Origin of the sequence: Mesorhizobium caraganae (assembly GCF_016836705.1) — a bacterium.
Classification (GTDB): Bacteria; Pseudomonadota; Alphaproteobacteria; order Rhizobiales; family Rhizobiaceae; genus Mesorhizobium; species Mesorhizobium caraganae.
On the sequence record NZ_JAFCGY010000155.1, the window covers coordinates 1 to 439 of the forward strand.

At 48.3% G+C, this 439-nt stretch carries 1 protein-coding gene; it reads right to left on the reverse strand.

Annotated elements, in window-relative coordinates; genetic code table 11:
• Positions 1-19: 19 nt before the first annotated feature.
• The coding region (locus JQK88_RS35745) for a Gfo/Idh/MocA family oxidoreductase (protein WP_246750197.1) at positions 20-439 on the reverse strand (420 nt) is incomplete at its 5' end.

The window sequence follows — 439 nt, forward strand, 5'->3', positions numbered from 1 at the left end:
TTTCGAGGGGCCATCAAACTTACCTCGCGAGAGTCACTGCGGAGGGAGAAGCTTGCTCAAAACCGCGTTCAAGGATTTCCAGATTCGTAAGAACTTCAGATTCCTTGACGTAATTTGGCGCACCGTTGGTGATGGTTTGATACAACGCATCATAAACGCGCCCATAATCGCCCATCTCTGGCTTCATCTCTTCTCTTACCGTCACGCCCTCGTCATTGACATACTCCAGCACACCGACCGAATCATCCGCTGCGAATCCTGGTTCGCCCGGCATAATATTAGCCTTCAGGCTGGTTTCCTGCTGGTCGATACCGTATTTAATAAACGAACCTTTCTTACCGTGAACGATAAATTTCGGATAATCGATTTTCACCAGATGGCTGGTTTTGACGATGGCTTTTAGATCGCCATAAAACAGCTGCGCTTCAAAGGTGTCGTC